Below are 23,589 nucleotides of genomic sequence, written 5' to 3'. Positions count from 1 at the left end.
TTGCGACGCGGCGTCGGATAGGTGTCCGACCTGCCGGACGCGACGGAGGGATGGGATATGGCTACGTCGGTGCGTACGCCCACACGCACGCTCACGGTTCTGCCGATCGACCGCCCGACACATCTCGCGTTCCTGGGAACGCGGCCCGATGCGGCGTTTCTCCAGTACCCCGCGTGGGCTGATGTGAAGGCCGAATGGCGCAGTGAGAACCTCGGCTGGTTCGACGCGCGGGGCATTGTCGTCGGCGCGGCTTTGGTGCTCTACCGCAAAGTGCCGAGACTGCCCATGTGGTTCGCCTATCTGCCCGAAGGTCCGGTGATCGACTGGTCGGACCACGACCTGGAACGGTGGCTGGATCCGCTTCTCGCGCACCTGCGTGGGCAGAGCGTGTTCACGGTACGCATGGGCCCGGCACCGGCCCACCGCATCTGGTCCGGCTCCACCGTCAAGACCGCCGTCAAGCAGGGCCTGGTCCATCTCGACCAGGTCACTCCCGATGCCATAGACCCGGTCGGCGCCACCGTCGCCGCCCGGCTGCACGGCCTTGGCTGGCGCGCCGCGGCATCGAGCGGCGGAGACGACGCACAGCCGCGCCATGTCTTCCACCTGCCCCTCCGCGGCCGCAGCCTCGACGACATCCGCCTTGGCATGAACCAGGAATGGCGCCGCGCCCTCACCAAAGCCGAGCGCGAAGGCGTCGAAACGGGCATCGGCGGCCCGGCCGACCTGCCCGGGTTCTTCGACCTGCTGCGCACCACCGAGGCCCGCAACGGCTTTCGGCTCGGCCGCACACTGGACTACTACGCCCGCCAGCACCGGGTCCTCAACGCGGAGGAACCCGGCCGTATGAAGCTCTATCTCGCCCGCCACAACGGCCGCTTGCTCGCCGCGCACACCATGGTCGCCACCGCGAGCAGGGTCTGGTACCAGACCGGCGCGTCGGCCGACGACGGCCGCGACGTGCGCCCGAGCCACGCGCTCCAGTGGCACATGATCCGCGACGCCCACGCGCGCGGCCTGCCCGTCTACGACATGCGCATGGTCAGCCCGGTCATCGACCCCGGCGATCCCAGGTTCGGGGTGTTGCGGTGGAAGCTCGGCACCGGCGGACACGTCGTGGAGAACGTCGGCGAATGGGAGTTCGGACTGAACGCGGCACTGCACAAGGCGTTTCAGGTGTACATGGCCCGTGTCCGGTGAGCCGGCGATGCGGGCGCCGGCCGGTGCCCGTCGGCCGCTCCGTTCCCCCAGGCCTGGGAACAGTCCTGCGCACCGCGGCAGTTCAACGATTGTGCAGGTAGCGCCGGGGCGTGGTGCCGACCGTGCGGCGGAAGGCGGCCAGGAACGCGCTCGCCGTGGCGTACCCCACGGCGTGATAGGCGGCGCCGTCGGGGTGGCCACCTTGGCCGTCATGGGCTACTCGCGCGGCCTCACCGTGGGCGCGGTCTGCGTGGCATTCGGCGCCCTGCTCGTCGCCGCGCTACCGCCCCGAGCAGGCGATCGGGCACAAGGTCCGCCATCGGCCCGGAACGCTCTGGACAGTGGCCGTTGCGCGTGAACATGCGGCGCGATCGAGGCTTCGGGCAGCGGCCGCCGTTCGGTGCTGGAAGGATTCCGTGGGCCAACGCAGGCCGTGGTTCCGGCAGCCGGTTGTACGGAGGAGGATTCAGGTGCAGTTCTTGTTGATCGCCTTCGACGGCGTCGACGAGGGGGCGGCGGGACGGCGTCTCGCGGCTCGCGAGGCGCACATCAAGCTCGGCGATGAGATGGTCGCCGCCGGGCGCATGCTGTTCGGCACGGCGATCCTCGACGACGAGCGTCGGATGACCGGATCCATGCTGGTCCTCGACTTCCCGAGTCGTGACGAGCTGGACGCCTGGTACGCGGTCGAGCCCTACGTGACCGGCAACGTCTGGGAACGCGTCGACATCCGCCCTTGCGCCGTGGGCCCGTCATTTCTCGGCATGACCGCCGCGGGAACGGACTGAGAGGTCGACAGCCCGGACCGGTTCCGCCGGTTCCACGCCATCAGGCAGGTCCCGGGGGTGTTGGCCCCAGCCCCCGGATCGCGAGATCGATGGCGACGGTCAGGCGCTGGAGGTCGTGGCCGGCGCGTTCCCGTACCCGTAGGCCGAGAACCGTGGTGAACAGCAGCTCGGCGGCGGCGTCGGTGTCGAGGTCCTCGGACAGCTCGCCGCGATCGCGCCCCTCGGCCAGGACCGTGCGCAAGGCCTGGCGCGTGACCTCGAATGCGGCCTCGGTCCGCTGCTGGACCTGATCGTCGGTGGTGCCCAGTTCGGTTGCGGTATTGACCACGAAGCAGCCGCGGCCGGGCTCGCCGTCGGCCGGGCAGGTGACCAGCCACCGCATCCATTCCCGCAGCACGTCCCGGACCGGGCGGTCCGTTGCGTCCAGCCGCCGGCGCGCCTCGACGGACTCGGTGGCCCGGTAGTGGTCGAGCGCGCGAAGGAACAGCGTGTGCTTGTCGGTGAACGTCCGGTACAGGCTGCTGGGCGTGAGCTTCAGCTCGTCGCCCAGGTCGCGCACCGAGGTGGCGTGGTAACCGCGCCGCCAGAACAGCCCGGTCGCCGAACCGACCGCGTTCTCCTCGTCGAACTGCCTGGGACGTGCCATGGATTCACCCTATCCAACTTGTGGAGCGTTCGCTCCCATACTAGCCTCCCCATTCGGGAGCGATCGCTCCCGAACTTGTGGAGGAGGACCCGTTGACGACCACAGAGCAGACCCCCACTCGGACACGGCAACCGGAAACCCCGGCCAAGAGCCGCTGGACGGCGGTCTCCGCCGTGACGCTGGGCACCTTCCTGCTGGTGACCGCCGAGCAACTGCCGATCGGCCTGCTGACCTCCGTGGGGTCCGCGCTGTCGGTCTCCGAGGGGACGGCAGGGCTCATGGTGACGGTGCCCGGCATCGTCGCCGGGTTCGCGGCACCGCTGGTCCCGATGCTCGTCGGGTCGCTGGACCGCCGCGTCCTGCTGCTCGGGCTGATGGCCCTGATGACCGTCGCGAACCTGGGCTCCGCCCTGGCACCGAACTTCGCGGTGCTGGTGGGCTCCCGGGTGCTGGTCGGCATAGCGGTCGGCGGCTTCTGGGCGGTCGCCGCCGGCCTGGCGGTCCGGCTCGTCGCGCCCCCGGACGTGCCCCGCGCCACCGCGGTCATCTTCGGCGGCGTCGGCGCCGCGAACGTCTTCGGTGTCCCGCTCGGCACCCTGGTCGGCGACCTGACCGGCTGGCGCATCGCCTTCTCGTCGCTCAGCGCCCTGGCACTCGTGACCCTGGTCGCCCTGCTCGCGGTGCTGCCGAAGCTGGTCGCTTCCCAGGCCGTCCGGCCCAAGCTGCTGATGGAGCAACTCCGCAACCCGGGCGTGCGCGTCGGCATCATCGCCACGGCACTACTCGTGTTCGGACACTTCGCCGCCTACACGTTCGTGAGCCCGGCACTGCAGAAGATGTCCGGGATCGACGAGCGCTATGTCGGTCCGCTGCTGTTCGGGTTCGGTGCCGCCGGCATGATCGGCAACTTCGTCGCCGGTGCGGCGCTCTCGCGCCACGTGCACCGCAGCGTCCTGACCATCGCCGCGGCCATGACGGCCGCAATGCCCCTCTTCCTGCTGCTGGGCCGGACCGCCGCCGGCGGCGCCGTCCTGCTGATCGTCTGGGGTCTGGCCTTCGGCGGTGTGTCCGTGGGCCTCCAGACGTGGATGCTCAAGGCCGCTCCGGAGGCCGTGGAAGCCGCCTCCGCACTGTGGGTGGCGGTGTTCAACCTGTCCATCGGCTGTGGCGCGCTGGCCGGCGGCATCATCGTCGACACGCTGACGCTGCAGAGCGTGCTGTGGCTCGGCGGCGCCTGCGCCCTGCTCGCCGCCCTGGCGATCCGGACCGCCCGCACCAACGACGCCGTGCGCTGACCGAATCCGGCGAAGCGCCCGGCCGGACATGCGTGTCCGCACCGTCGTGGTCCGAGAACAGCCGGAGTTGCGCGCGGGAGTCGCGTCTCCAAGCCCGGCCTTGGGTGTTCAGGCGGTCCTTCGCGTCGCTCACCGCTTCCATCGCGTCGCTGGGATCGAAGGCACCGTCGGAGGACTTCCCATCGGTCACGGGCATCCTCAAGCGGCCCTGGTCGTGGAAGTCCTCCACGGTCGTCAGCCGCGCGGGCACCCGTGCTCAAGCAGGCCGCGGGCCGGCCGCGCGGCCGAGGCGGTTGGCGATGGCGAGCCCGAGGCCGTCCTCGTCCGGCAGCGAGGCGATGATCAGGTCGCAGCCTTGCCGGTCGAGTTCGCGGAGATAGCCGTACAGGCCCTGTGCGTAGGACTGCACCGAGTCGGGGACCGGGACGACCGCGTGCGCGTTGACCGGGGTGTCGGCGAAGGCCGGCGGGAGGAGGACGCCTACCCGGTGCCCCAGCTCCCGCGCGAGTTCGGCTTCGACGACGACCTTCTCCGGGTCGACGAGGACGAGCCGGGCACGCGGCGCGTAGTGGGACGGGTGCTGCCCGGGCACGCGCACGCTGCTGGTGGCGTGCACGGCCAACGGGCGGTCCAGCACCGCTTCGAGTTCCTCGCGCGCGACCCCGCCGGGCCGCAGCACGGCGGGAGCGTCGCCGGTGGCGTCGACGATGGTCGACTCCACGCCCACCTCGCACGGGCCGCCGTCCAGCACGAAGTCGACGGCGTCGCCGAGCTCGGTTCGGACGTGGTCGGCGGTGGTGGGGCTGATCGAGCCGAAGCGATTCGCGGACGGGGCCGCCACGCCACCGCCGAACTCCGCCAGCAGTGCGCGTGCGACCGGGTGGTCCGGCACGCGCACGGCCACCGTGTCCAGACCGCCGGTCGCCGCCGGGGAAACGCGGCCGCCGCGCCGCAGGACCAGGGTGAGCGGCCCCGGCCAGAAGTGCTCCGCCAGCAGCCGCGCCGTCTCGGGCACCCCGTCGACCCAGTCGCCCAACTGCTCCGCGCCGCCGAGGTGGACGATCAGCGGGTGCGAGGGCGGGCGCCCCTTGGCCTGGTAGATCCGCGCGACCGCCGCGGGGTCCTCGGCGTTCGCACCCAGTCCGTAGACCGTCTCGGTCGGGAACGCCACCAGACCGCCGGCGCGGAGCACGCCCGCCGCCTTCTCGATGTCACTGGTCCTCGCCGTCACCCCGCCATCCTAGGTCCGCCGGGGACCACGGCGGACCGGGCCACGGTCCGTGCGGCCGCCCCCCGACGCAGACACCCGCAGGCCTCGCCGCCGTCGACTTCGGCAACGTTGCTCCCCAGGTGTGCTTCTGCCGCTACTCCGGGTGCGCCGACGCCGGGCCCGAAGGGCGGAAAGCGGCGGCGGACATCTGCTCCTGGGCGAGTCGGCGCAGGGCGGCGAGCAGGACGTCGCCGAGGACCGTGCCGACGACCGCGCTCTCGATGACGGCGTCCGCATCGGCAAGGTCGCTCGTGCCGAGCACGTCGAAGTCGGTCCGGGCGGCGTCCCTCGCCGCGTCCGCATAGGAGGCCAGCCGCTCGGCGTATCCGTCCTGTCCGAGCCAGTGGAGCGTGGCCAGCGCCTGGACGAGCACGGCGACGGCGGGGTTCTTGCGGACGGACTCCCAGCCCAGATCGGCGAGCAGCGTCTCCACCTCGCCCTGGGCCTGTTCGAGGTCCTCGGCACCCACGGACAGCGGGGCGGCGGGGCCGAGGAGGTAGTGGGTGGCGCCGAGCTTGGTGTGGAGGTCGGTGCCGGGTTCGTCGATGCTGCGCATCGCGTCGCGCACGGCCGCCACGGAGACGCCGCCGACCTCGATCAGGGAGCGGACGAGCTTGAGCCGGCGGACGTGCGCCTGACCGTACTGGGCCTGATTGGGGCTGGTCAGCTCTCCGGGTGGAAGCAGTCCCTCGCGGACGTAGTACTTGATCGTCGGGACGGGCACGCCGGTGGTTTGGCTGAGTTCGGCGATACGCACGGCGTTCTCCCTGTGGCGGTCGGAGCGCTCGTCCGCTCCGTCGGGCCCATTATATGGATAGCTTGACTTTCCATAACGGATAGCATCACTATCCGTACTCATGAAGCCCTCCGCCTCATCTGCTGCATCCGCCTCATCCGCCGTCCCCGCCCCCAGCCCCTTCCGCCGCGGCACCCACCCGCTCGCGTTCGTCCGGGAGTTCTGCCGCGACCGGCACACGACGGGCTCGGTCACCCCCAGTTCCCGCGCCTTGGCCCGCGAACTCACCCGCGCCGTGCGCGGTGCCGCTCCGGACGCGGCGCGGACCATCCTCGAGGTCGGCCCGGGGACGGGATCGGTGACCCGCCACATCGCCGACGCCATGACCGACACCGACCGGCTCGACCTCGTGGAAGCGAACCCGCGCTTCGCGGACCTGCTCGTGCACCACCTCGGCGACCGCGCGCCCCTCGCCGACAGGCCGACAGCCGCCCTCCCCTCGGCCGTCACTCCCGCGGCGGCCGCACCCCCGGCCCGCCTGAGGGGGCAGACACGTGTCCTCACCGGCCGCGTCGAAGACCTCGACCTCGGCGAAGCCCGCTACGACGTCGTCATCTGCGGCCTGCCCTTCGCCACCACCGCCCCGGACACGGCCGAAGCGATCCTGGAGCAGTTGTTCGCCGCACTGCGCCCGCGCGGACGCCTGTCCTTCTTCGCCTACGCGGGCCTCCCGACGCTGCACGCCGCGGTGTCCGGCCCCGCCCGACGTCGTCGGCTGGCACTCACCCGGCACATCGTCCGCGGATTCGTCACCCAGTACGGCGTCGACCGCACCCTGGTGACCGGCAACATCCCACCCGCCTGGGTACACCACCTCGCCGCCGAACCCGTCCGCCGGACGGCCCGGTGAACCCCGCGACGTGGCTGGACGCGTTGCCGTCACCCCTCGCCTACGCCCTCGTCTCACTCGTCCTGGCCGCCGAAGGCGTCAGCCTCGCAGGCATGTTCGTCCCCGGCACCGCCACCGTGCTGGCCCTCGGACACCTCACCGCGTCCGGCGCCGTCCCACCGGCCTGCGCTGTTCTCTGCGCCGCCCTGGCCGCGCTGTGCGCCGACAGCCTCGGCTTCGCGGCAGGGCGACGGGCCGCCCGTACCGGCAACGGGGTGCCCGGTCGTATGGCCCGTGCCGTACACCGCCTGCCCGGCGTACTGTCCCGCACGCCGTCCGCGTCGGTCGTGCCGGCGGCCCGCTGGTTCACCGGACCGAGGACGCTCGTCCCCCGGCTCGTCGGCCTCGGCCCCACCAGCTACCCGCACTTCGTTCGTTGGGCCGCTCCGGGAGCCGTCGCCTGGTCCGCGGGCCTCGTCCTCGCCGGACGCTGGATCGGCACCGCCACGACCGCGATCGGCACCGGGCTGTCCCACCTCGTCTCCTGGTGACGCAGGCGCCGAGTCCGACGCGACGCGGCCGTGGGCCGTGCGGAACGCGGAGTCGGCCGGTGGTCGCCCGGTCGGGTGAACTTGTCGAGGTTCCCGCGCCGACACCCGTCGGTGCGCCCGCACATGCCGGAGTGTGTCCGTGTACCGACACGGAGCGGGGTGGAACGCACGGACGCACGCACGAACACCCCGACCACTCCTCGGCGGTGTTCGACGCCCGGACCATCGCCGTCGGCGAGCTTGCGGGGTCACGGCGCCCGCCGTTCCGGGCCGGTACCCATGCGTCTGCGTCATCCGTCCGTTGATGAACGAGGCCCGGGACATCGTGGCGTGACCACACCGCCCGGGACGTGGGCGGCCGTCCACCGAGGCGGGCAATGGGGAGAAGGACGGGCGATGGCACCGAAGATGCAGCCGGGCGTGGACGCCGTCGTGGTCGGCGCGGGCATGGCGGGGCTGGCGTGCGCCGCGGACCTGGTCGCGGCGGGCCGGAGCGTGCGCGTCCTGGAAGCGTCCGGGACGGTGGGCGGCCGCATGCGGTCGCAACGCCGCGACGGATTCGTCCTGGACCGCGGATTCCAGGTGTTCAACACCTCCTATCCGCAGGTCCGTCGGAGCCTGGACCTGCGTGCGCTGCGGCTGCGGCCGTTCTACCCGGGCGTACTCGCGCACGGCCCGGGCGGTCCGCTCCGGGTCGCGGACCCCACCCGCCGGTGGCACGACGCCGTGGCCGCGGTGCGCGGCGGGGTCGGCCCCCGGGACATGGCCGCGCTGGCCGCGCTGTCCGCGTGGACCGTCCTGCCGCCCGCACGCGCCCTCAAGGCCCTTCCCTCGGCCGCCCGGGACACCACGGCCGCCCGAGCGCTGGCGGGCTGGGGGTTCACCGAGGACTTCGTCGCGCGGTTCTTCCGGCCTTTCCTGTCCGGGGTGTTCCTCGAGGACGGCCTGGCCACCTCGGCGCGGGTCCTGCACCTGGTGTGGCGCAGCATGCTGCGTGGCAGCCTGTGCCTTCCCGCCGACGGGATCGGTGCGGTCCCCCGCCGGCTGGCCGCCGGGCTGCCGGACGGCACGGTGATCGCCGACGCCCCCGTCCAGGCCCTGACCCCGCAGGGCGTGCTGCTCGTGGACGGCACCGAACTGGGCGCCCGCGCGGTCGTCGTCGCGACCGGACCGGCGGCTGCCGCCCGCCTGGTACCGGACGCGGAACTTCCGGCGTACCGCACCGTGACGACCTACCAGTTCGCCACACCGGACAAGCCCCTCGACGAGCCGATGCTGATCACCGACACCCGCATGCGGCTCCTGAACACCTGCGTGCTCAGCAACATCGCCCCGACCTACGCCCCGCCCGGCGCGCACCTGGTGCAGGCCTCGGTGCTCGGCGGCGACCCGCCCGGAGCGCACGCCCGTGTGCGGGCCGCGCTGGCGGACATCTACCAGGCGGACACCGCCGGTTGGGAACTCGTCGACACCGCCACCATCACGGACGCGCTGCCGGCCATGCCCGCCGGACTCCCCCTGTCGCGCACCACCCGTATCGCGCCCGGCCGCTACCTGTGCGGGGACCACCGCGCCACGGGCTCCGTCCAAGGCGCCCTGGCCTCCGGTGCCCGCGCGGCCCGCGAGCTGCTCCGCGACCAGCCCTGAACAGGGGCGTCGGACGTGTCGCCGTCGCGGTTGCGCCACGATCCTCGTCGCGCGCCGCGACGATGCTTCGCGCGGTGGTTGGATCAAGATCATGGCCGACGCACGAGTGATTCCCATCCTGCCCTGCGCCTCGATCGACGAGATCACCGACTTCCACACCGCCCTCGGGTTCGAGGTCACCTACCGGCAGACCCGGCCGAACCCTTACGTCGCCTTGCGGCGCGGCAGTGTCGAACTCCACTACAACGGCATCGCCGGCTTCCGCGCCGAGGACTCCTACGGCTCGTGCCTGGTCGCCGTCCCGGACACCGAGCCGCTGTTCGAGGCGTTCGCCGCGGGCCTGCGCACGAAGTACGGCCGGCTCCCGCTGGCCGGGTTCCCCCGGATCACGCGCCCCAGGCGCCGGAAGAACTACGGCGGACTGAGCGGGTTCAGCCTGATCGACCCGTCCGGGAACTGGATCCGCGTGGTCCGCGCCGAGCCCGACGTGCCCCAGGACGCAGGGTCCGACGCGAGCGCCGAGCCGGAGTCCGCACCGGCCACCACCAGCAGGCTCGCCGCCGCCCACGCCAACGCCGTGGTCACCGCAGACTCCCGCGGTGATGTCGCACAGGCGGCGAAGTCCCTCTCCGGCGCGGTCGACCGCCCGGACCCGACCGCGACACCGGCAGACCGTGTCGAAGCCCTGGCCTTCCTCGCCGAACTCCACCTGCGCCTGGACGATCCCGCACAAGCCCACGCCCGGCTCGACGAACTCGACCGCCTGACGCTCTCCCCCACCGACCGCGAGAACGCCGCGACGGCCCTGGCCCAAGCCGCCGAGATCCGTGACCTGACCGGCGTGGCCACGGACACCGACGCATCACCCGCGAAGTGACCGGGACTTGTTTTCGGAGTGGGAATTGCCCTGCATTTGTCCGGCCATGATCCGCACGGCGTGAGGCCGGGGCCCGGCGGCGGCTCTGCGTGCGCGCCGTCGCCGGGCCCTGCCCGCCGCCCAGGCCGGAGTGTCCCGCCGCGAGCATCCCGTGGAGGCCGCGGCAGCATCCGCTCCTGCATATGCTGGAACGGACGGCGAGCGACCTCGGGGGAACGTCCATGGCCGATCCGGCAAGCGTGCGCCTGGCCGCCCTGGTGGTGCAGCGCGCGGCGACCGCACTCCATCAGCGGCACCGTCTCAACCAGGAAGAGATCGACCGCACGGCGTTCGGCAGGCTCGTGGACAAGGTCGCCCGCGAAGCCAAGGAACTCCGCGCGACCGAGTTCCGCGGCCTTGCGGACCACGAATGGACCGCCGCGGCCGAATGCGTCAAAGCCGCATTCGACCGCATAGGCGTCGTCGACTCCCGGCTGCCCCTCCGGTACGCCATGGATCCCGAACGCCTGGCCGCCTGGCTCCGGGCGACGGCTCCCGAACTGCCGGCCCACCGTGAACTCACGCTCGCCGGCCGCGGCGCGTACGAACAGCTCTCCGTCCTCGTGTGTATCCATGTCGTCGAATTCGTGGCGAAACACCCGAAGTTCCCGGAACGCATCGAGATCGAGCAGCTCTCCCGCCTGGAACGCATCGAACGGCACGTCTCGGCGCCGGGTGACGAAGCGCTCGCTGTCTTCGAAGCGCGGTACTGCTCCGCGGTGGCCAAGCGTCTGGACAAGCTGGAGCTGTTCGGGGTCAGACTCCGCGACCGTGACTTCCGCTACTCGATCGGCAGCGCGTACATGAGCCTCCAAGCGCACAGCCGGGGCCGGATCCTGCCCGACTCGGACCGCCCCCTGCGCATCGAGGATCTGCTCCGCGGCCAACGCCGCATGCTGGTCACCGGCGAAGCCGGATCCGGCAAGACCACGCTGCTGCGGCGAGTCGCCCTGTGGGCCGCGCGGGACGGGTTTCCGGAAGCCTTGGCGGATTGGGAAGGAGCAGTCCCGTTCTTCCTCGTCCTTCGGCACTTCTTCTTCGAGACGAACGGCCCCGAGCCCGAACGGTTCCTCGACCAGATCGGGACGATGCTGCGCGCCGAACTGCCTCCGGGTTGGATCCGCGGGCTGATGGACGAAGGCCGTGCCGTCCTCTTGGTCGACGGTGTCGACGAGCTGACGGCCGCCGAGCGCGACGTCTTCTGGGGCGTGTGGCTCCCGGAGTTGCTCGGCGAGTACCCCCGTGTACGGATGATCGTCGCGTCTCGCCCCGCCGCACTGTCCGGAGGCCGGCACGGGCACGCCGGACTACCCGAAGCGGCGCTTCAACCGATGGGTCCGGCCGACCAACGCGCTTTCATCGCCCACTGGCACCGTGCCGTGGCGAAGGAACGACCGGACCGGGCCGTCGATCTCGCCAACCGGCGACACGATCTGCTGAACCGGCTCCTGCTGGACCGGGACTTGCGGAGACTCGCCGCGAACCCCCTGCTGTGCGCGCTGATCTGCACCTTGCACCACGAGCAGCGTCTCACCCTCCCCAACGACCGGATCCGCCTGTACGACGACGCCATCGCCATGCTTCTCGCGAGCCGTGACGAGGTTCGCGGAGTCCCCGCGTCCGCCGAGGTCCGATTCGGTGAAGCACAGCGCAAGGCCCTGCTCGGCGAGCTTGCCTACTGGATGACCCGCAACGGCTATGCGGAAGTCACGTTCGAGGAAGCCGTGGAACGCGTCGCCCACTATGCGCGCCCGTTCGGCGGGACGGCGGACCCGGACGACCTGGTGCGGATGCTGCTCCTGCGCTCCGGAATCCTGTGCGAACCCGGCGTCGGCCGCGTCGATTTCGTCCATCCGACCTTCCAGAGGTTCCTGGCGGCGAAGCAGGCGCTCGCCCACCGCGATCTCGGGCAGATCGTCAATCGGGCAGGCGAAGACGACCAGTGGCACGAGATGTTCGTCATGGCGGTCAGACTCGCTCTCGAGCACGACCGCAACCGACTCGTCCACGGGCTGCTGGCCCGCGCTACGCAGGGGACATCGGTACGGGCCGACCTCGTCCTGCTCGCAGCCGAAGCGGTCGGTGACGCATCGGACGTCGATCCTGCTCTGCGTGTCGAAGTCGCGCGGATCGCTGCGCAGTTGCTGCCGCCCGCGTCGCCCGAGGAAGCTGTCGCGCTCGCCAAGATCGGACAGCCTCTGCTCGGGTTGCTTCCCGAAAGCCTCGGTGCGCCCTCGGAGGCCGGCCCCGGGCCGGTGCACATCATCCGTCTGCTGGCGGAGATCGGCGGCGAATCCGCGATGGCCGTGCTCGCCCGGTACGCCGCGGCGGCGGCGAGGGACGGCCTCCCGCATCCCCGGCTCTCCCGCGCCTTCTACGCCGCGTGGGACGCGTTCGACGACGTCGGGTATGCGCGATCCGTTCTCAGCCGCGTCCCACCGCGGACCGGGGTGGCCATCACGTCCCCGCGCCGGCTCGCCGCTGCGGCAGTGCTCCCCTGCCTCCCGTGGGTCGAACTGGACGGCGACCGCGATCTGCTGGAGCGACTGTGCCGTGTCAGCGGCCTCAAGGGCGTGGTCGTCACCGTACCCGCTCTCCGGGCGATGGATCTGCGCCTCCTCGCGCGCTGCCCTGACTTGACCCAGGTCCACCTTGTCGCGCCCGGATACAGCGTCCGGTGGCACGATCGGCCCCTGGACGGCCTCCACCAGGACGACATCCCGTTCGCTCTCGTGCCACAGCCCCGCTCCGAACGGGTGGACTTCCCCCGCATCACGGCCGAGGCAGCGACGAACGCCCTCACGGAGAGGCCTGTTTCCGGCATCGCCGTGTACCTGCACGGGTTCGAGCCCACCCCAACGTCGCCACCCGCGCGCTGAAGCCGCCGTCCGGGTGGGTAGGTGGGTGGCATCTTTGTCGGTCGCGCGGATCACCTTGCGCGACTCCGCCATGTTCCGTCTGACGTGCCGTGCTGGTCACTGCATTTGCCGGAGGGCCGTCCGCGCCTCTTCGGGCGTGGGCCGGTTGTGCGGGTCGGGGTGGGTCAGTGCGGTGATCAGGTTCGACAGTGCGGCCGGTCCGTGCGTCAGGCGCTTCGGACGCCACCCGAGCGACCAGCCGTCGATCCCTTTCCGAGGCAGCTCCGCGACCGTGGGTGCCTCGAGCCACAGGTACAGGAGCGCACCCACCTGGTGCAGAAGCAGGGTGTTGGCGGTCTCCCGGGCGATGAAGTCCCAAACGCGCCTGTTGGTCGGGGCCGTGGGATTGGGCCCGCGCAGGATGTCCTCGCCTCTGCCCCAGCACCCCATCAGCGGGTGAATGGTGTAGTCGACATCGTCGAACGCCTCGCGGGGCAGGTCCTCGGCGGCGACCGGCAGCCCGAGAAGCCGGAACTCGTCGCGTTCGGGACCCGGCAGGATCGTCGTGGGCGTGGCCGCGATGCCGGGCAACCCGGCGTCGTTGACCGCGGCGACAGCGTTCAACAGGCTCAGTGCCATGCCGATGCCACCGGCGACCGACCGCGCCGGGACACGTGGAGGCGTGTACAGATGGTGGTGATGGAACGGTCGCCCCAACAGCCAGGGCCAGTCGGTGTCGGCCGCGCCGCTTTCGGGGAGGTCGTGGATCGACCAGAGGCAGGACAGGCCCCAGCCGGCCGAGGCGTACCTGGTCATGGCCAGGCCTCGTACCGGTTGCAGGGCGAGACAGCCCTCGGCAACGCCGTTCCATCGCATCGCGGCGGTGATCGCCGTTGCGGCGATGGCATCCACGACCTTCTCGGTCGGCTGTCCGCGGCGGAATGCCACCAGTCCACGGCCGACCGCGACGAAGCCGGTTCCGTCCGGCGCACGCCCCACGATCCGCGATCGGTCGCCGATCGTCCTGTTGGATGCGGGATCGCAGGTATAGCCCAACGGCCGCAGAGGATCGCAGCACGTCCCGCGATGGTCGTCACTCGTCGGTGCCGGCCGGTTCTCCACCCACTGAAACCAGGGGACGCCCTCCGCCAAACCCGCCCGCCGGGCCAGGAGGGTCTCGCGCAGCGTCGGTGCGGGCAGCGGCACGGGCCGTGTGAGCACATCCGCAGGTGCGACGTCGTTCATTCCGGCGGCGATACGGGTGAGCCTGCGGCGTACTTCGTCGGCGTCGGCGGGGCGGTACCGACGGTCCTTCGCCAGCAGGTCCGCGACCAGGTCCTCCCACTCTTGCGGCAACGCTCGCCCGCGCTGCGCGAGGGTGGGCGGCGGTGTGCGGACGTGGTGCATGATCAGCTCGACGAGGCTGCCCCGACCGAAGGGGGTGTCCCCGGTCAGCAGCTGGAACAACAGGCAGCCCAGGGAGTACAAGTCCGTCCGCGCATCGGCGGGTTCGGAGTTGATCTGTTCGGGCGCGATGTACGAAGGCGTGCCGAACGCCGGGCCGGATCCGTCGGTGGCGACGAGCGCGGCCCCGCGGGTATGGACTTGGCCGACGTTGCGGGCAATGCCGAAATCGACGATCTTGACCTGGTCGTCGGGGGTGATCATCACGTTCGCGGGCTTGATGTCCCGATGGACCACGCCGCAGGCGTGCGCCGCCTCCAACCCTGCGCAGATCTGGTCGGTCCACATCAGCACACGGCGCAGATCCGGGAGTTGCTCCTCCGTGAGCAGCTGCTCCAGCGAACGTCCGCGCACCAGCTCCATCACCACGTACCCGTCGTACGCATCGCGTCCGCAATCGAAGACTGCCGCCACGTAGGGACTCGACACCGCACCCACCGCACGCGCTTCGGCCACCAGCAGCCGTAGGTCCGCATCATCCGCCGACAGCGGAATCAGCTTCACGGCGACTTCCCGTTCGATGAGCCGGTCGGTGGCCCGCCAGATCGCCCCCATTCCACCGCGAGCCACTTCCTCCAGCAGCACGTACCGCCCGTTCAGGACACGCTGCATGTCGCCTCCCCCACGCTCGCCGCCGCTGGGAAAGCGTAGACCGCACCCGTCTCCGCACGTGGAGTAATGCGGACCACGACGCACGGCCAAGGGCCATCGGCCCCGCGTCACCAGACGGGCCATGACCGGCGGGGCGGGCCCGGGTGTGGTGCTGCCGCGTTCGACACACCCGGCGCCACGCGCGCAGATTCCGGCAATTGCCGGTCATATGTGTTTTTGTGCATTCGGGGGCCCGGGTCTGCGTGCGCCATCCGGGGCCCGGGACACCGACACGCCAGGCCGTATCACCTCGGGACCGAAAGGGCACGACTCCCGCCGCGCTCGGGCGGGGCTCCGGCCGCCAACGCGTTGAAGTCGTCGGCAGAACAGGGGTACGGCGGTTGACGAACGGGCAGCGGGCCTCGGCCCTGCGCAGGGTTCTGCCACGACCGGGGCGGCCGACGGCGTCCGACGCGAGTTCCGGCCTGGTGACCGGCCTGTTCTCGATCCCGGAAGGCATGGCGTACGCGTCGATCGCCGGATTCAATCCGGTCGCGGGCCTGTACGCGGGGATCGTTCCCGCGATCGTCGGCTCACTGGCCGCCCGCTCCGTCCTCATGGTCACCACTCTGACCAGTGCCATCGCCCTGACTTCGCAGAGTGCCATGTCCGACGCGGGGCTCGACCCGAAGGACGCCGGGAACGTGGCCACGCTGACCCTCATGGTCGGCGTGGTCATGCTGCTCATGGCCGCCCTGCGGCTCGGCGCGGTGATGAGCTTCGTGTCCAACGCCGTCATGACCGGCTTTTCCACCGGCATCGCCCTGCAGATCATCACCGGCGTACTCGAGGACGCCACCGGCTACCAGCCGGAAGGACACAACAAGCTCTACCAACTCGGCGCCTGGGTCGCCCATATCGCCGACTGGCAGCTCGCCCCCACCCTCGTCGCCTGTGCGACGGTCGCCGTCTGGGCCGTGAGCCGCCGCGTGCGCCGGTTGGAGCCGGTGGCCCTGCTGATCGCCATGGTGGTGGGGAGTGCGGCGGTCGCCCTACTCGGTACGGACGTCGAACTCGTCGCCGACATCTCCCGCATCCCCTCATCGCTGCCCGGATTCTCCGCCCCCGACCTCTCCGCCGTCCCCAAGCTGCTCGGCGGCGCGGTCGCCGTCGCCTTGGTCGGTCTCGCCCAGGCAGCCGGCATCGGGCCCTCCGTCCCGAACCCCGACGGTTCGCGCTCGTCGGTCAACGGCGACTTCGCCGCCCAGGGGCTCGCCAACGTCACCGGCGGCTTCGTCCAGTCCCTGCCGTCCGGAGGGTCCCTCTCCCGCACCGGTGTCGCGGTCGGCGCGGGCGCCCGGACCCGATGGGCGGGCGTCTTCTCCGGTGTCCTGCTGGCCGTCGTCCTCCTGGTCTGCGCACCGCTGGCCGAGCACATCCCGATGCCGGTCATCGGCGGCCTCATTCTGGTCGTCGGCGGCGAACTGATCTGGGGCAAGCGCCGCGACATCCGCCTCGTCGTGCGGACCTCGTGGATGTCGACCGGCGCCATGGCGGCGACCTTCCTCGCCACCACCCAGCTCCCTCTCCAGCGCGCGATCGTCCTCGGGGCCGTCCTCTCGCTTCTGCTGTACTGTGCCCAGGCCGCCCGCCGCGCGCGCCTCGTCGGCCTCGTCCGCGACGACACGGGCCACTGGCGGACCGCGGAAGTCCCGGAACGGCTGCCGCCGGGCGAGGTCACCGTGCTGTACTACGAAGGCGTCAGCTTCTTCGCCGAACTCCCGCAGCTCGACGCGGCGTTGCCCGAAGTCGCCGGGGCGCGGGACGCGGTCCTCGTCCTGGTCGTGCGCGGAGTGCCGGACATCCCGTCCTCCACCATGGTCAAACTCCTGCAGCGCTACGTCCGCGATCTGGACCGGCAGGGCGGCAAGCTGATCATCGCCGGCGCGGAACCGGGGCTCGTGCGGATTCTGACGGCCGGCCGGCTCGACCGCGACCTCGGCACCGACGGCATCGTCCCCGCAAGCGGAGCCATCTTCGCTCCCCTCGAACAAGCGTGGGCAACCGGAACACGCTGGAGCGCACGGCGCCGCGGGGATCCCGCGCACCCCACCGAGCGCGGCGGTCGCGCGGGCCCGCGGCTCGTCGGGTCGGACGGGTCGGACGGGTCGGACGGGTCGGACGAAGAGACTTCGTGAGTGCGGCACGGCACGCCGCGACGGTGTCTCGGACGGAGCCGGATCTCGGCAGCGCATTCGCGGCTTCCGGCCGGGCGGGTCAGCCGCGTCCGCTGTACGGGGGCGCGAAGAAGACCAGGACGGTCAGGTCCTCGGTGACGTCGTGGAAACGGTGTTCCTCGCCCTTGGGTACGAAAAGCGAGACTCCGGGGCCGACTTCGACCGTGGTGCCGCCGGAGGTGAACCGTCCTCTGCCGCTCACCACCGCGTAGACCTCGTCCTCGGCGTGCGGCACCTGGTCGTCGGGTTGTCCGGCGGGGATCGAGTACGTCCCGAAGCTCAGTGCCGGAACCCGTACGTGCTCGACATACTCGGCGGAACCGTCCACGGCGGGCGCGAAGGTGCCGGATTCGATGACCTTCATGGCGGCGATCATGCCAGAGCCGCCGTACGGCGGTCCGGACGTCGTCAGGCGTCCCGTCCGGTGCTGCGTCCCGCCGCGATCATCCACACCAGGAGCAGCGGAAGGGACAGCATCGCGGCGGCGCGCAACGGTGCGGCACCGGCGAGATAGCCCGCCCCGGAGACGGCGATGGCGGCCGCGGTCGTGTAGCTCAACAGCCGTGCCCAGCGCCCGGTCGCGGCCCGCCCGACGGCGACGGCCGCCACGGCGAAGAGCAGCATCTTCAGGCCGTCGACGCGCTGTGCGGTGTTGAACAAGGCTGCGGTCGCGGTGTCGGCCGAGCTGTGGACGGCGACTTGCTCGAGGACCAGTTGCCCCAAGGCCAGCCCGGACGCGGCGAAGGCCGCGCAGCCCGCCAGGCGGCGTCCGGCGCCGACCAGCGCAACGGCGACCAGCGCGACGGCCACGGCGGCCAGGCCGTGCACCAGGCCGGATTGTGCGATGGCCGCGCCCTGGTGTGCCGCGTACTTCGCGGCGATGTCGGAGGTGCCGTCTCCGGCTTCGGGCAGGACGCCCCAGCCGATCGAAAGCCCTGCGGCCCACGCCCCGGCGTGCAGGTAGCCTCCGGCGGCGCCGCGGTGGCGGAACGAGACAGCGGCCGAACGAGGGGCGGCAATGGCGGTCACGAGGAACTCCTCTGGCTATGTGCGGATGCGGTGGGCGAAGCGATCACCGCGGCTCACCACAAAAGCTGTTTGGCTAAGATCATTAGCTTGATGGTGTCGAGCGTAAAGCTAATGGCCTTAGCCGTCAATACCGAGGGGGCGCCCGCCGAGTCGCATCGAGCCGCCGTCTACATCAACGCCATTCCCGTGACGGTCCGCCAAGTCCAGGCGCAGCCGCCGCCGGTGCGTGTCGCCGGTCGGGTCGCAGCAGGGGACATGCGGGGCAAGGTAGGCAACGGTGTCGTGCGGGGCTTGCAGTTCGCGTGCGGGCCCGGTCCAGCCGGTGACCGTCCCGGAGACGGGGAGGCCGATTGCCTTGTCGATCCAACGGTCGAACCGCCTGCGGCCCAGACCCGTCCCGGCCGCGTGGTCAGCGGCGGACGGCGCCCTCGAACACCCCGCGCCCACCACGCGCCGGCGACGAGGTCGGCGGCCCGCTTTCAGTCCTGTGGGCCGATCTCGCGGAGGATGTCGTACGCCTGGACAGCCGTCCACAGTTCGGCCAGGTGTGCGGTCTCGGCGAGGGTGAGGCCGGTGAGTTGTTCCACGCGCTGCATGCGGTAGACGACGGTCTGCTTGTGCACCTTCAGCGCGTCGGACGTGCGCTGCCAGGAGCGGCGCTGCCGCAGGTACACGGACAGGGTTCGGACCAGTTCGGTGCCGTGCTCGCGGTCGTACGCGATGACCGGGCCGATCACGCGGTCGACGAGGGCGCCCTACGAGCTCGCGGTCGACGGGCGCGGGCCCGAAGGGTCGGGATCTCTCGTGGAGATCCCGACCCTTCGGGCTTCGATGACTGGGAGCAGTACTGCTACATCCACGACCTGTCCGGCAGCGGCTTGATCGAGAGCCCGCGCAAGGCACTGGAGATGCGGTCGGACGAGTTCGAGGCGCTGCGGGCCGCCGGCGGCTGCTTCGTCCTCACGAACCATCCGTTCCTCTCCGGCAGACCGGCCCGGGCCGCGGTGCTGGAGGAACTCGTCCGCGGCGCCGTCGGAGCGACGGATGTCCGGGGCACCCTCCCTGGGCGAGATCGCGGAGCACGTCCGCGGCCTCGGTCTCGTTCCTCGCTCGATCACCCGCCCGGAACCGCCCGGGGCCGACGCCTGACCGTCGTCACCGCGTGATGGCGCGGAAGCCTTGGACGAGTGCCGTCACGCTCTCTTCGGCGGCGTCGATGTCGTCGGGGATGGGCCACGTGACGCGCACGTCGGTGACGCCCGCCTCGACCAGGTCCGGCACCCGCTCCAGCGTGGCCTTGACGTCCGGTTCGCCGTTGTCGTTCCGTGCTGCCCGCAAGGTGCCGACGACCTGGATGTCCCACTCGGTCCGGCCCTCGGCGGCGACGGCTTCGCGCATCGCCGCGATGCCCGCCCGCGGGTCGGCGGCGGCGGGGCCCCACGGAATCCAGCCGCTGCCGAACCGGGCGAGGCGCCGCGCGACGTTGCGGTTGACCGTGCCGCTGACCCAGATCGGCACTCCCCCCGGCTGCACGGGCTTGGGCATCTGGTGGATGTTCTCGAACCGCAGTCCGTCACCGTCGTAGGACGCCCGCTGCTCGCGCCACAACGTCCGCAGCACCTCCAGGGTCTGGTCGAGCAGACGCCCGCGGCCCTCGAACGACAGACCGGCCGCCTCGTACTCCTCGCGCTGCCAGCCGACACCGACGCCGAGGTCGAGGCGCCCGCCGGACAACACATCCAGCGTCGACGCCGTCTTGGCCAGGACCGCCGGGCGGCGCAGCGCCGCCTGCAGGATGTTCGTGCCCAAGCGGACGCGCGACGTCACCGCGCCGACCGCGGTGAGGACGGTCAGCGGCTCGAGCCACAACCCGTCCGGTCCGGTGGGCTGCTTGCCGCCTTGGACGCCGCCGGTCTCCGGTCGGCCGTACGCCTCGAGGTTCTCGCCGAAGGCGACGTGGTCGGACACGACGAGCCGGTCCACGCCCGCGCGGTCGAACAGGCGCGCGTGGTCGAACAGCCGCTCCCAACCGCCCGGATCCGCCGCGGCGAACGTGGTCAGGCCCATGGACAACTGCGGACGGGGAAGCGACTGCGACATGCGAGGACACCTCGAGTTCGGCGTGGCCGGTTCGCGCAGCCGAAGCAGCACGACGTGTGACCCTGGGTGACAAGATCATCAGAAGGCAAGCACAGACCCCGTGCGGACTCAAGGGCGCCGTGGCCGTCGGCGACCACCGCGGCGAGTGCGCCGCCCACCTCGGGCCGAACCCCCGGATGGCCGCTTGATGCGCCTTGATGTGCGAATTGTTCAATTTTGTCCAATAGTGGTGAAGGCCGGCCGCCTGCTTCCCGACGGGAACTCGGGCGGCCGTCGCGCCCGAAGGCGCTTTGCCCCTGCGGACGACGTCCGGGCGGACGCGCATCGACGGATCGGAGTGCTTGACCATGTCGGACGCACTGGACCCGGGTATCCCGGAATCGACGCTGCGGGCGATCCCCATGCCGGAGTCGGTGTCCACGCCGTTGGGCGATCCGGTGTTCTTCGACGGGCTGCCCGACGACGACACCAGACCCGCTCGCTACTGGTCACCGACAACCCGTACCCGTCGCTCGCCTCGCCGTGGGTGACGCCATCGGCCAGATGCTGGCCTCGGCGGTAGGCATCGCGATCAGCCCTCTCCCCCTGATCGCCGTCGTGCTGATGCTCGCCACAGCGCGCGGCCGCACGAACGGCATCGCGTTCACCCTGAGCTGGGTGGCCTCGTTGGCCCTTCTGGTCACCGTGGTGATCCTCGTCGGCTCCGGCGCCGACGCCTCGGACGGCGGCCCCGCCACCTGGACGCTGTGGCTCAAGCTCGCGCTCGGCCTGCTGTTCCTGCTGCTCGGCGTGAAGCAGTGGCGCGACCGGCCGGACGACGACAGCGAACCCGCGCCACCCGGGTGGATGAACGCCATCGACCGGTTCACTCCCCTCAAGGCCGCCGGACTCGCCGCGGCCCTGGCCGTCGCCAACCCCAAGAACCTCGTCCTCGCCGTCGGCGGCGCCGTGTCGATCGCGAGCAGCGGCGCCTCGGCCGGGAGCATGACCGTCGCCGCCGTCCTCATGGTGCTCATCGCCTCGCTGTGCACACTCGCTCCCCTCGGCGTCTACCTCCTCGGCGGCGACCGATCCGCTCACGTGCTCGCCGGATGGAAGACGTGGATGACGCGGCACAACGCCGCCATCATGACCACCTTGCTGATCGTCCTCGGCGCCAAGTACGTCGGCGACGCCATCAGCGGCCTCGCGCACTGAATGCGAACACCGGGCGGGGAAGCAGTCCGTGCGCACACATGCACAGGAACCCCGCCACCGGGTTCGGCTCGTTCGAATGCACCGCGGGCCAAGCCTTCGGCGGTCATGTCGGAGATCGGATCCGGCCGAGCGCCAAGCCTTCCCCTGCCGACCGAGGCAGTTGAGGCAACTGAAGCGACAAGATCAACAGGTGATATGCATACCCGTGCTCGCTCTCCGCTTCCGTAGAACTTCCCGGTGAGGAACACGTGACCAACGGCCCCGTCAAAGCTCCGCGCAGTGCCGCGCTGTCCGCAGCCTGCCTGATCCTCGTGGGCGGGCTCGCGCTCAGCTCGTGCGCGAAGCCGGCGGACGACGCGTCCGGTGCGGCGCCTGCGGGTGCGGGTGCGCCGGCGGGTGCGGGCGGGGCAGCGTCGTCGGCCGCTCAGCCGTCGGAGTCCGGAGCCCCTTCGTCATCGGCCACGGTGTCCGCATCCCCGTCGCCGTCCGGCTCGCCTTCCACGTCGCCTTCGGCGTCGGCCGCCGGGTCGCCCGCCGCTTCCGCTCCGTCGTCAGCCGCGCCGGGAGCCCCCAAGGCCCCGGAAGCACCCGGCGGCGCGCCCGCAGGCACCTCGAACGGGAACGTGTTCACCGGCCTGGCATTCGACACCTGCACCGCGCCCCCGCTCGCCACCATGAACGCGTGGCGCAGCACTTCCCCCTACGGCGCCATCGCCGTCTACGTCGGCGGCAAGAACCGCGGCTGCGCCCAGCCGCAGCTGACCGCCGCCTGGGCCGGCGCGGTCAGCAGCTCCGGTTGGAAGCTGATCCCGCTGTACGTCGGCGCGCAACCGCCGTGCCAGACCGGTTCCAGCCCCGAGAAGATCACCGCCGCCACCGCCGTGTCCCTCGGCACCGCGGACGGCGCCGACGCAGTCTCCAAGGCCTCGGCCCTGGGCATGCGCCCGGGCAGCACCCTCTACCTGGACATGGAGGCGTACAACACCGCCGATTCCTCCTGCGCCGCCGCGGTGCTCGCCTACACCCAGTCCTTCAACCGCGCGGTCAAAGCCCGCTCGTACCGGCCGGGCTTCTACGGCTTCGCCTCCTCCAGCGCCGCGGACATCGCCAAGGCGACCGCGCAGGGGGCCGCCGACATGCCGGACGCACTCTGGTACGCCAAGTACGACGGCGCCGCGGACACCACCGGCAGCTTCCCCTATGCCCAAGGCCTGTTCACCGGCCACCGCCGAGCCCACCAGTACCAGGTCAACTCACGGGAGACCTACGGCGGCGCCACGGTGACCGTCGACCGCAACGCCTGGGACGCTCCCGTCGCCGTCATCGGCTGACGACCCATCACCCCCGGTGCGATATCGCCGCAGCACAACAGGCCGAGCCGCCGGACGCCTGATTTCCAGCACATATACTTTGTTCAGGAATCGGCATCGGGTGCCGACGTGCCGGGGAGGCCAGCATCGCCAAGCAAGTCGACCGCATCGCTCTCGGGGCCGACTCCCTTGTCGTTGGGCCCGAAGGCCTGTCGCGTCCCACCAGCGCACAGCAGGTGACCGAGTACATCCGGCACATGATCTTCGACAAGACGTTGAAGACCGGCGACCGGCTCCCCCAGGACGAGATCGCGGCGGATCTGCGGGTCAGCCGCGTGCCGGTCCGCGAGGCCGTCATCGCGCTCGACCGCGAAGGCTGGGTGACCCTCGAGCCGCACCGCGGCGCGTTCGTGAACGGGCTCGACGAGAACTCCACGCGGGACCACTACGAGATGCTCGGCCTGCTCTACGGCTTCGCGGCGCGCCGCGCGGCGGAGCGCGGCACCGACGAATCGTTCGAATCGCTGCGCTCGATCCACCGCACGCTGCAGGCCGCCGAGAATCCGGGCGAGTTCTTCCAGCGGAACAACGCCTACCTCCGCCAGATCGTGGCGATGGCGCAGTCCCGGCGGATCTCCGCCATGGTGCGCGTCTTCACGACGAACCTGGTGCCGGGCAACTTCTTCGAGGAAGTGCCCGGAGTGATGCGCGTCCAGAAGCGCAGCCTGCGCGTGGTCACGAAGGCCGTCGTGGCCCGGGACGGGGCGGCCGCGGAGGCCGAGCTGGCCGGGATGCTCCGCACCCAGGCGAACAACGTCGTCAGCCTGCTGCGTTCGCGCGACCTTCTGGCCTGATCTCCCGGCCG

At 71.3% G+C, this 23,589-nt stretch carries 22 protein-coding genes and 1 pseudogene; 13 read left to right on the top strand and 10 right to left on the bottom strand.

The window, feature by feature from the left end; all coding sequences use genetic code 11:
- Window positions 1-57: 57 nt before the first annotated feature.
- Window positions 58-1,200 carry a lipid II:glycine glycyltransferase FemX gene (locus ABEA93_RS13150; RefSeq protein WP_345675649.1) on the top strand — a complete coding sequence of 381 codons (1,143 nt, stop codon included), beginning with the start codon at window positions 58-60 and terminating at the stop codon, window positions 1,198-1,200.
- An 82-nt stretch (window positions 1,201-1,282) separates the two neighbouring features.
- Here the strand turns inward: ABEA93_RS13150 and ABEA93_RS13145 are convergent.
- Window positions 1,283-1,375: pseudogene (locus tag ABEA93_RS13145) on the bottom strand (AraC family transcriptional regulator); the annotation flags it as partial.
- A gap of 295 nt (window positions 1,376-1,670) precedes the next feature.
- Here ABEA93_RS13145 and ABEA93_RS13140 point away from each other — a divergent pair.
- A complete protein-coding gene (locus tag ABEA93_RS13140; protein WP_345675648.1) occupies window positions 1,671-1,988 on the top strand; it encodes a YciI family protein in 318 nt (105 codons plus the stop codon).
- A gap of 40 nt (window positions 1,989-2,028) precedes the next feature.
- Here ABEA93_RS13140 and ABEA93_RS13135 read toward each other — a convergent pair whose 3' ends face one another.
- A complete protein-coding gene (locus ABEA93_RS13135; RefSeq protein ID WP_345675647.1) occupies window positions 2,029-2,634 on the bottom strand; it encodes a TetR/AcrR family transcriptional regulator in 606 nt (201 codons plus the stop codon).
- 92 nt (window positions 2,635-2,726) lie between these two features.
- Between ABEA93_RS13135 and ABEA93_RS13130 the strand changes: the two genes are divergently transcribed.
- On the top strand, window positions 2,727-3,929 hold the full coding sequence (locus ABEA93_RS13130; RefSeq protein ID WP_345675646.1) for an MFS transporter: 1,203 nt from the start codon (window positions 2,727-2,729) through the stop codon (window positions 3,927-3,929).
- Window positions 3,930-4,185: 256 nt separating this feature from the next.
- Here ABEA93_RS13130 and ABEA93_RS13125 read toward each other — a convergent pair whose 3' ends face one another.
- Together ABEA93_RS13125 and ABEA93_RS13120 are read right to left on the bottom strand one after the other, a co-directional pair.
- Complete coding sequence (locus ABEA93_RS13125; protein WP_345675645.1) at window positions 4,186-5,160, bottom strand: L-threonylcarbamoyladenylate synthase; 975 nt, start codon at window positions 5,158-5,160, stop codon at window positions 4,186-4,188.
- Window positions 5,161-5,293: 133 nt separating this feature from the next.
- Window positions 5,294-5,956 carry a MerR family transcriptional regulator gene (locus ABEA93_RS13120; RefSeq protein ID WP_345675644.1) on the bottom strand — a complete coding sequence of 221 codons (663 nt, stop codon included), beginning with the start codon at window positions 5,954-5,956 and terminating at the stop codon, window positions 5,294-5,296.
- Between the two features lie 100 nt (window positions 5,957-6,056).
- Here ABEA93_RS13120 and ABEA93_RS13115 point away from each other — a divergent pair, with 100 nt between their 5' ends.
- From ABEA93_RS13115 to ABEA93_RS13095, 5 genes are all read left to right on the top strand, one after another.
- Window positions 6,057-6,845, top strand: a complete 789-nt coding sequence (locus tag ABEA93_RS13115; protein WP_345675643.1) for a class I SAM-dependent methyltransferase — start codon at window positions 6,057-6,059, stop codon at window positions 6,843-6,845.
- On the top strand, window positions 6,842-7,375 hold the full coding sequence (locus ABEA93_RS13110; protein ID WP_345675642.1) for a DedA family protein: 534 nt from the start codon (window positions 6,842-6,844) through the stop codon (window positions 7,373-7,375). The genes ABEA93_RS13115 and ABEA93_RS13110 overlap by 4 nt, the downstream gene beginning before the upstream one ends.
- Before the next feature lie 396 nt (window positions 7,376-7,771).
- Window positions 7,772-9,022 carry an NAD(P)/FAD-dependent oxidoreductase gene (locus ABEA93_RS13105; RefSeq protein WP_345675641.1) on the top strand — a complete coding sequence of 417 codons (1,251 nt, stop codon included), beginning with the start codon at window positions 7,772-7,774 and terminating at the stop codon, window positions 9,020-9,022.
- Window positions 9,023-9,113: 91 nt separating this feature from the next.
- Window positions 9,114-9,899 (top strand): VOC family protein, encoded by a 786-nt coding sequence (locus tag ABEA93_RS13100; RefSeq protein WP_345675640.1) that lies wholly within the window; start codon window positions 9,114-9,116, stop codon window positions 9,897-9,899.
- 221 nt (window positions 9,900-10,120) lie between these two features.
- A complete protein-coding gene (locus ABEA93_RS13095; protein ID WP_345675639.1) occupies window positions 10,121-12,817 on the top strand; it encodes an NACHT domain-containing protein in 2,697 nt (898 codons plus the stop codon).
- A 96-nt stretch (window positions 12,818-12,913) separates the two neighbouring features.
- Here ABEA93_RS13095 and ABEA93_RS13090 read toward each other — a convergent pair whose 3' ends face one another.
- Window positions 12,914-14,995, bottom strand: coding sequence for a protein kinase domain-containing protein (locus tag ABEA93_RS13090; RefSeq protein ID WP_345675638.1), 2,082 nt, complete (start codon window positions 14,993-14,995; stop codon window positions 12,914-12,916).
- A 257-nt stretch (window positions 14,996-15,252) separates the two neighbouring features.
- On the opposite strand from ABEA93_RS13090, the gene ABEA93_RS13085 reads away from it, so the two are divergent.
- The gene (locus ABEA93_RS13085) at window positions 15,253-17,049 is read left to right on the top strand and encodes a SulP family inorganic anion transporter (RefSeq protein WP_345675637.1); all 1,797 of its coding nucleotides are present in this window, start codon (window positions 15,253-15,255) and stop codon (window positions 17,047-17,049) included.
- Between the two features lie 79 nt (window positions 17,050-17,128).
- Here ABEA93_RS13085 and ABEA93_RS13080 read toward each other — a convergent pair whose 3' ends face one another.
- From ABEA93_RS13080 to ABEA93_RS13065, 4 genes are all read right to left on the bottom strand, one after another.
- Window positions 17,129-17,452, bottom strand: coding sequence for a cupin domain-containing protein (locus tag ABEA93_RS13080; RefSeq protein WP_345675636.1), 324 nt, complete (start codon window positions 17,450-17,452; stop codon window positions 17,129-17,131).
- A 44-nt stretch (window positions 17,453-17,496) separates the two neighbouring features.
- Window positions 17,497-18,117, bottom strand: coding sequence for a hypothetical protein (locus tag ABEA93_RS13075; RefSeq protein ID WP_345675635.1), 621 nt, complete (start codon window positions 18,115-18,117; stop codon window positions 17,497-17,499).
- 479 nt (window positions 18,118-18,596) lie between these two features.
- Window positions 18,597-18,854, bottom strand: coding sequence for a PucR family transcriptional regulator (locus tag ABEA93_RS13070; protein WP_345675634.1), 258 nt, complete (start codon window positions 18,852-18,854; stop codon window positions 18,597-18,599).
- Between the two features lie 418 nt (window positions 18,855-19,272).
- Window positions 19,273-20,217 (bottom strand): TIGR03619 family F420-dependent LLM class oxidoreductase, encoded by a 945-nt coding sequence (locus ABEA93_RS13065; RefSeq protein WP_345675633.1) that lies wholly within the window; start codon window positions 20,215-20,217, stop codon window positions 19,273-19,275.
- A gap of 347 nt (window positions 20,218-20,564) precedes the next feature.
- Here ABEA93_RS13065 and ABEA93_RS13060 point away from each other — a divergent pair, with 347 nt between their 5' ends.
- Together ABEA93_RS13060 and ABEA93_RS13055 are read left to right on the top strand one after the other, a co-directional pair.
- The gene (locus tag ABEA93_RS13060; RefSeq protein WP_345675632.1) at window positions 20,565-20,747 is read left to right on the top strand and encodes a hypothetical protein; all 183 of its coding nucleotides are present in this window, start codon (window positions 20,565-20,567) and stop codon (window positions 20,745-20,747) included.
- Entirely contained in the window at window positions 20,740-21,414 is a 675-nt protein-coding gene (locus tag ABEA93_RS13055; RefSeq protein ID WP_345675631.1) for a GAP family protein, read from the top strand. Before ABEA93_RS13060 ends, ABEA93_RS13055 begins: the two co-directional genes overlap by 8 nt.
- A 424-nt stretch (window positions 21,415-21,838) precedes the next feature.
- Here ABEA93_RS13055 and ABEA93_RS13050 read toward each other — a convergent pair whose 3' ends face one another.
- On the bottom strand, window positions 21,839-22,045 hold the full coding sequence (locus ABEA93_RS13050; RefSeq protein WP_345675630.1) for a hypothetical protein: 207 nt from the start codon (window positions 22,043-22,045) through the stop codon (window positions 21,839-21,841).
- Here ABEA93_RS13050 and ABEA93_RS13045 point away from each other — a divergent pair.
- Together ABEA93_RS13045 and ABEA93_RS13040 are read left to right on the top strand one after the other, a co-directional pair.
- The gene (locus tag ABEA93_RS13045; RefSeq protein WP_425584924.1) at window positions 22,038-22,745 is read left to right on the top strand and encodes a glycoside hydrolase domain-containing protein; all 708 of its coding nucleotides are present in this window, start codon (window positions 22,038-22,040) and stop codon (window positions 22,743-22,745) included. The two genes, ABEA93_RS13050 and ABEA93_RS13045, sit on opposite strands and share 8 nt — an antisense overlap.
- A 215-nt stretch (window positions 22,746-22,960) precedes the next feature.
- The gene (locus ABEA93_RS13040; protein ID WP_345675629.1) at window positions 22,961-23,578 is read left to right on the top strand and encodes a GntR family transcriptional regulator; all 618 of its coding nucleotides are present in this window, start codon (window positions 22,961-22,963) and stop codon (window positions 23,576-23,578) included.
- Window positions 23,579-23,589: the final 11 nt, after the last annotated feature.

Source organism: Yinghuangia aomiensis, from assembly GCF_039542225.1.
GTDB classification, from domain to species: Bacteria; Actinomycetota; Actinomycetes; order Streptomycetales; family Streptomycetaceae; genus Yinghuangia; species Yinghuangia aomiensis.
Note: the sequence above shows the minus strand (reverse complement) of the source record. Positions and strands in the feature narration are given on the sequence as shown.